6 protein-coding genes are annotated in these 7189 nt (G+C 67.1%); 4 read left to right on the top strand and 2 right to left on the bottom strand.

Annotated features, from left to right (window positions below; all coding sequences use genetic code 11):
* The first annotated feature begins 331 nt into the window (after nt 1–331).
* Nucleotides 332–1384, top strand: a complete 1053-nt coding sequence (locus VMD50_RS06380; protein ID WP_325425964.1) for a M23 family metallopeptidase — start codon at nt 332–334, stop codon at nt 1382–1384.
* 1 nt (nt 1385) lies between these two features.
* Nucleotides 1386–1970 carry a hypothetical protein gene (locus VMD50_RS06385; protein WP_325425966.1) on the top strand — a complete coding sequence of 195 codons (585 nt, stop codon included), beginning with the start codon at nt 1386–1388 and terminating at the stop codon, nt 1968–1970.
* 92 nt (nt 1971–2062) lie between these two features.
* Here the strand turns inward: VMD50_RS06385 and pcrA are convergent, their stop codons facing one another.
* Nucleotides 2063–4396: a DNA helicase PcrA gene (pcrA, locus tag VMD50_RS06390; RefSeq protein WP_325425968.1), complete on the bottom strand. Its 2334-nt coding sequence runs from the start codon at nt 4394–4396 to the stop codon at nt 2063–2065.
* 298 nt (nt 4397–4694) lie between these two features.
* Between pcrA and VMD50_RS06395 the strand changes: the two genes are divergently transcribed.
* Together VMD50_RS06395 and pgi are read left to right on the top strand one after the other, a co-directional pair.
* Nucleotides 4695–5012 (top strand): chorismate mutase, encoded by a 318-nt coding sequence (locus VMD50_RS06395; protein WP_325425970.1) that lies wholly within the window; start codon nt 4695–4697, stop codon nt 5010–5012.
* A gap of 116 nt (nt 5013–5128) precedes the next feature.
* On the top strand, nt 5129–6793 hold the full coding sequence (pgi, locus tag VMD50_RS06400) for a glucose-6-phosphate isomerase (RefSeq protein ID WP_325425974.1): 1665 nt from the start codon (nt 5129–5131) through the stop codon (nt 6791–6793).
* Nucleotides 6794–6797: 4 nt separating this feature from the next.
* On the opposite strand, the gene VMD50_RS06405 is transcribed toward pgi, so the two are convergent.
* A complete protein-coding gene (locus tag VMD50_RS06405) occupies nt 6798–7109 on the bottom strand; it encodes a hypothetical protein (protein WP_325425972.1) in 312 nt (103 codons plus the stop codon).
* Nucleotides 7110–7189: the final 80 nt, after the last annotated feature.

Below are 7189 nucleotides of genomic sequence, written 5' to 3' on the forward strand. Positions count from 1 at the left end.
GTCTTCGCTCGACTTGCTGCTAGGCCTATACGTGGGTCCCTCAACGGGGACAGCCGGAATCGGCGACTCGCACGGTGGCACTGTATCCACCCGTCGAATGCCTGCTATCGTCGCGTCCACCGTTGTGGCGCAGCTCACGGCCTATCGATACCCCGCGAAGGTGATGCGAATCACAAAACGGGCCGGGTTCTTCGCCCGAGGTTGCCAGCCCGTCGGTTAGCGGATACCTTCCTAGGGTCCAGATAACGTTATGGTCACGATACGAGGACATTTCAGCTTGTCCCAGCACCGTTTGACGCGTCCTTTTGCCGAAACGACAGGCGTGGTGAGGGTGGGCCGCGCAGCAGGCGGCCGGTGGGCGGAGCCTCACCGCAACGAAGTCACCGAAATCCTCCCGCTCGACGGATTCGACTTCGGCACCCTGGATTTCATCGATGAGTCCGGCGATCTCGAAGACCTGGACTTCAGCAACGACTCGACGTTCGACAACGAATCCCGCGTGCTGCTCGCTCCCGAGCTCGACGACCTCCACGACATCGACGATCTGGGCCCGTTGCTGCTCGCCGCCCCTGCAGCCGTTGCGGTCCCGGCACGGTTCCGGCCCGATGCCTCCACCACAGCAGCGCGTCGTCCCGATCACGCGGACGTCACCGACGTCATTCCGGTGATACGGAGCGGCGGGCAACACCGTAAGCAGCCGACCAGCGCGGCCCGGGGGCGCCTGCTGATCTCGGCGATGGCCGCCGGGGCGGCGGCCGCCGCGGCCCACGCTGCGACCAGCCACGCCGATACCCCCAAGACGGATGCCGTGCTGACCGCCAACGCGTCGGCGCTTACCGGCGGGGCGGGCAGCAACACGATCCGCGGCGCCCAGGTGGTCGCGGTCCAGCCGTTGGCGAATGCCGCGGTGCACAACGAGGAACTCGCCAAGGGCGTGGCCTTCGCCAACGACCGCGCCCAGCGCGAGGCCCGGTTGCAGCAGCCGCTCTATGTCATGCCCACGAAGGGGATCTTCACCTCCAACTTCGGCTACCGCTGGGGCGTGCTGCACGCCGGCATCGACCTCGCCAACTCGATCGGAACGCCGATCTATGCGGTGTCCGACGGTGTCGTCATCGACGCCGGGCCCGCCGCCGGCTACGGTGCGCTGGTCAAGCTCCGCCACGCCGACGGCACGGTCACGCTCTACGGCCACGTCAACACGACGCTGGTCAGCGTCGGCCAGCGGGTGATGGCCGGCGACCAGATCGCCACCATGGGCAACCGCGGCAATTCCACCGGGCCGCACCTGCACTTCGAGGTGCTACTGGGCGGCACCGAAAGGATCGACCCAGTCCCATGGCTTGCTAAGCGGGGTCTTAACGTCGGCAACTACGCTGGGTGAGGTGACCCCGCCCAACGACCCCGCTGCTCCAGCGCCAACACCCGAGTCCGCCGCGCGGCCCTCGGAATCGCAGACGCGGATCATCCGGCGAGCACCGACGGGGCCGATGCCCGTGGTGCCGGAGTCCCCGACCACGCAGATTCCGCGGCAGTCACCTCCCGATCACGGCGCCCGTTCCGGGGTGCGACGGGGGATCGCGGGTTTGCCGGGCCACGAGCCGAGCGGCCGGACCGTCGTGGCCGCCAGTGCCGTCACCATCGTCAGCGGCTGGGCGACGTCGGTGGTGGCCACCGACCTGATCGCGGGATGGTGGCGGACCGACCGCCTGTTCTGCATCGCAGTCGCCTTCCTGGCGCTGGTGTTTGCGATCACCACGGTTTCCGGGGTGATCATGCTGCTGCAGCATCGGCCGCTTGGGCGTTACCTCATCGCGGCCGGCGCGGTCGTCGCGGTGCTGACCTACGGCGGCGTGTTCATCGCGGGCGCGCGTGTGGCGTGGATCGTCTACACCCTGTGGCTGCTCCCAGTCGCCAGCATGGCGCTGGCTTTTCACCCTCAAACCAAACGCTGGCTGCAGGCGCACTGACTTTTCTTTGCGCCCTTCGCCCCGTTTGCGCCGAACGTGTCCTGGGGGCGAGGAATTGGCGAAAATCTCGCCCTGGCGTCACGTTCGGCGCGTCAGAGCTTGCTGACGGGGGCGTGGTTGTGCATCAGCTTCACCCGTCCCGAGCTGCCGAAGTCGATCAGCGACATGGCCGATTCGCCGACTCCCGAGACCTCCTCGACCCGGCCGAGCCCGTACTTGTCGTGGGTCACCCGGTCGCCGGGTTGCAGCACCAGCAGCGGGCGTTTGCTTGCCCCTGAGCGCGTCGGCGACGGACGCGGCGCGCCGAACCGCCCGGCACCGCTCACCGGGGCGCTGAACGACGGCGGGGGCGCGCTGCGGCGCCAGTCGATGAGCTCCTGCGGAATCTCCCGCAGGAAGCGCGATTCCGGGTTGAGCATCGGCTGTCCCCAGGACGACCGCACGATGGCCCTGCTCACATACAGCCGCTGACGGGCCCGCGTGATGCCGACGTAGGCCAGCCGCCGCTCTTCGGACAGCTCGGTGGGGTCGTCCAGCGACCGCATGTGGGGGAACATCCCGTCCTCCCAGCCGGTGACGAACACCACCGGAAACTCCAACCCCTTCGCGGTGTGCAGCGTCATCAGCGTGACCAAACCCGCTCCGTGCTCGGGGATTTCGTCGGCGTCGGCGACCAGGGATACCCGCTCCAGGAAGGCCGCCAGCGCACCGATGTCCGGTATGTCTTCGTCCTCGGGGGTTTGCAGCGACTCATCCAGCGCGGCCGCGTTCGCCTGATCGGTGCTGAATTCGTGTGCGACGCTGACCAATTCGTTCAGGTTGTCCAGCCGGGCCAGCTCCTGCGGGTCGGTGGAGGACTCCAGCTCGCGGCGGTATCCGGTGCGTTCGAGCACCAACTCGACCAGATCACCGAGCTCGTCGCCGAGGTGGCCCCTCAGGTCGTCCAGCAGCTCGACGAAACCCGCGATCGCCTTCTCCGCGCGGGTATTCAGCATCGGCACCTTGCCATCGGCCGCGGCCTGCAACGCGTCTGCGAAGCCGGCGCCGGTGTTTTCGGCATACACCGCCACGCACGCCTCGGCGCGATCTCCGATGCCCCGGCGCGGCGTGTTGAGAATGCGCCGCATGCTGACCGCGTCGCCGGGATTGTCGAGAACCCGCAGATAGGCGACGATGTCGCGAATCTCCTTGCGCTCGTAGAAGCGCACTCCCCCAACGACTTTGTACGGGATGCCGGCGCGGATGAAGACCTCTTCCAACGACCGCGACGAGTTGTTGGTCCGATAGAACACGGCCACGTCGTTGTAGGTGATCTCGCCCCGCTCGGCGAGGGCGTCGATCTCCTCGGCCACGAACCTGGCCTCGTCGTGCTCGTTGTCGGCGACGTAGCCGACGATCAGTTCGCCGGCACCGGCGTGGGTCCACAGGCGTTTCTCCCGGCGTCCGGTGTTCCGGGCAATCACCGAGTTGGCCGCGGACAGGATGTTTTGCGTAGAGCGGTAATTCTGTTCCAGCAGAATCGTTCTCGCGTCGGGGTAGTCGCGCTCGAAGTCCTCGATGTTGCGGATGGTGGCGCCGCGGAACGCATAGATCGACTGATCGGCATCGCCGACCACGCACAGTTCCGCCGGCGGCACGTCGTCCTCGGTTTCCGTGCCCACCAACTCGCGCACCAGCACGTATTGGGCGTGGTTGGTGTCCTGGTATTCGTCGACCAGCACGTGTCGGAATCGCCGCCGGTAGTACTGGGCGATCTGGGGGAAATTCTGCAGCACCGCGACGGTTTCCCCGATCAGGTCGTCGAAGTCCAACGCGTTGGCCGCCCGCAGCCGCCGCTGGTATTCGCCGTAGACGGAGGCCACCGTGCGGCTCAACTCATCCGAGGCGTCGGACAGGCCGGCCACGGCCTCGTCGGGGTCGATCAACTCATTCTTCAAGTTCGAGATGGCGTTGGCCAGCAGGCGCGGGGAGTAGCGCTTGATGTCGAGACCCATGTCGCGACCGATCATCTGCAGCAGGCGCCGCGAATCGTCGGCGTCGTAGATCGAGAAGTTGGAGTTGAGCCCCCTGATCAGCGATGCCTGGTTGCGCAGGATGCGCACACAGGTCGAGTGGAACGTGGAAACCCACATCGCGCGGGCGCGGTTACCCACCAGCCGCACGACGCGTTCGCGCATCTCCGCGGCCGCCTTGTTGGTGAAGGTGATGGCCAAGATCTGTCCGACCCCGACGCCGCGCGCCGCGATCACGTAAGCGATGCGCCGCGTCAGGACCGCCGTCTTGCCCGAGCCCGCGCCGGCGACGATGAGCAGCGGCGAGCCCTCGTGCACCACCGCCAGGCGCTGCTGTGGGTTGAGCCCATCGAGCAGCTGGTCGGCTTCGGGGGCGGACTTGGCGTCGGTATTGCTGGTCACGTGCACACTCATGTCGGTCCAAATCTACCGCCGCCGACCGACTGCTTCGGCTGGCCAGGCCGTCCGGCGCGCCGGATCCCCAGGACGCCGCCCGCCGGCCGCTTCCGGCGCATATTTTTGCGCCGCCCCAGTCCTTAGTGGCACACTCGGTTGGTGCTCAACGCGCAGCTTCGGCTCCCGACCCACGTGTCGCAGCGCCGATTTTTCTACGGGTACCGGCCAGCGGTGTCCGTGGTCTAGCTGCTTCCGCAGAGCCCCGTGGTCCGCTTCCGGATTCGGGGCTCGTCTCTTTTGTGAGGCCCGATAACGGATGAGACCAGAACCCCCACATCACGAGAACGCGGAGTTGGTAGAGATGAACATCGAGACGGTCGAGTCCCCGGAGACCACCGACATCGAACAGTTGCGCCAAGAGATCGACCGATTGGACGCCGAGATCCTCGCCGCGGTGAAGCGGCGCGCCGAAGTGTCCCAGGCGATCGGCAAGGTGCGCATGGCGTCCGGCGGCACCCGGCTGGTGCACAGCCGCGAGATGAAAGTCATCGAACGCTACAGCGAGCTCGGTCCCGAGGGTAAGGATCTGGCGATGCTGCTGTTGCGGCTGGGCCGAGGCCGCCTCGGCCACTGACGGCCCGCAGCGCCCGGCTACGCCGCGCTCGCGACCGTCACGGTCCGATGGTGACGGCCCGCAGCGCCCGGCTACGCCGCGCTCGCGACCGTCATTAGGCTCGAACCATGACCTCCGTGACCTCCGCACAATCGATACCCGACATCACCGCCACCCCGGCGTGGGACGCCCTGCGCAGGCATCACGAACAAATCGGCGACACCCATCTCCGCCGGTTCTTCGACGACGATCCCGATCGCGGCCGCGAGCTGACCGTCACGGTCGGCGACCTCTACGTCGACTACAGCAAACACCGCGTCACCCGAGAGACGCTGCGGCTGCTGGTCGACTTGGCCCGGACGGCTAATCTCGAAGAGCGGCGCGATCAGATGTTCTCCGGCGCGCACATCAACACCTCCGAGGACCGCGCGGTATTGCACACCGCGCTGCGGCTGCCCCGCGACGCCGAGCTGATCGTCGACGGCCAGAACGTGGTCGAGGACGTGCACGCCGTGCTGGACGCCATGGGCGACTTCACCGACCGGTTACGCAGCGGTGAATGGACCGGGGCCACCGGGAAAAGAATCAGCACGGTCGTCAACATCGGCATCGGCGGGTCGGACCTGGGACCGGCGATGGCGTACCAGGCGCTGCGCCACTACGCCGATGCGGGGATTTCGGCGCGCTTCGTCTCCAACGTCGACCCCGCCGACCTGATCGCGAAGCTGGCCGACTTGGACCCGGCCACCACGCTTTTCATCGTCGCGTCGAAGACCTTCTCCACGCTGGAGACGCTGACCAACGCGACCGCAGCGCGCCGCTGGCTGACCGACGCGCTCGGCGACTCCGCGGTGGCCAGGCATTTCGTGGCCGTCTCCACCAACAAACGGCTGGTCGACGACTTCGGCATCAACACCGACAACATGTTCGGGTTCTGGGATTGGGTCGGCGGCCGGTATTCGGTCGACTCCGCGATCGGCCTGTCGTTGATGGCCGCCATCGGCAAGGAGGCCTTCGCCGACTTCCTGTCTGGATTCCACATCGTCGACCGGCATTTCAAGACGGCGCCCCTGGAGTCCAACGCGCCGGTCCTGCTGGGACTGATCGGGCTGTGGTACTCCAACTTCATGGGCGCGCAATCGCGCGCCGTGCTGCCCTACTCCAACGACCTGTCGCGCTTTGCGGCGTACCTGCAACAGCTGACCATGGAATCCAACGGCAAGTCGACGCGCGCGGACGGCACGCCCGTCACCACCGACACCGGCGAAATCTTTTGGGGCGAACCGGGAACCAACGGCCAGCACGCCTTCTACCAGTTGCTGCACCAGGGCACCCGGCTGGTGCCGGCCGATTTCATCGGCTTCAGCCAGCCCCTCGACGACCTCGCCACCGCCGACGGCACCGGCAGCATGCACGACCTGTTGATGAGCAACTTCTTCGCCCAGACCCAGGTGTTGGCGTTCGGCAAGACAGCCGAGGAGATCGCCGCGGAGGGCGCGCCTCCAGAAGTCGTGCCGCACAAGGTGATGCCCGGCAATCGCCCCACCACCTCGATCCTCGCCCAGCAGCTAACTCCGTCGGTGGTAGGCCAGCTAATCGCGCTCTACGAGCACCAGGTGTTCACCGAAGGGGTCGTCTGGGGCATCGACTCGTTCGACCAGTGGGGAGTCGAACTCGGCAAGACCCAAGCCAAGGCGCTGCTGCCGGTCATCACAGGCGACGCGTCGCCGGCAAAGCAGTCGGACAGTTCGACCGACACGTTGGTTCGCCGCTACCGCGTGGAGCGCGGGCGCAGCGGCTGAGTCGTTAGGGCGCCGGGATGCTCAGGCAGCCGACGTTGGGGATGCACCCGGTCGCGCCGCCGCGGCTCGCGGAGCCACTCGGCCCGTACGGGATACCGCCGCTCGCGCCACCGGTGTCGGCAGAACCGAAGGGGCCGTAGGGAATGTTGACGTCAGCCCCACTGCCCGTGATGTTGCCGATGCCCGCACACGGCGTGCCGTCGGCGTTTACGCACGGTGGCGGGGGCGGCGGATCGGCGTAGGCGACCGGGGCAACCGCGAGAGCAGTCGCCGCGGCGAACAGGACCGGGGCCAACGTCTCACGTATCGCCTTCATGAGTTCCGGTCTACCACGAAAACGCCAGCGCGGCCGCGGTGTTCGACAACTCCACGGCCGCGCCGGACACGAGCTAACTG

It is taken from the genome of Mycobacterium sp. (assembly GCF_035506235.1).
Taxonomy (GTDB): domain Bacteria; phylum Actinomycetota; class Actinomycetes; order Mycobacteriales; family Mycobacteriaceae; genus Mycobacterium.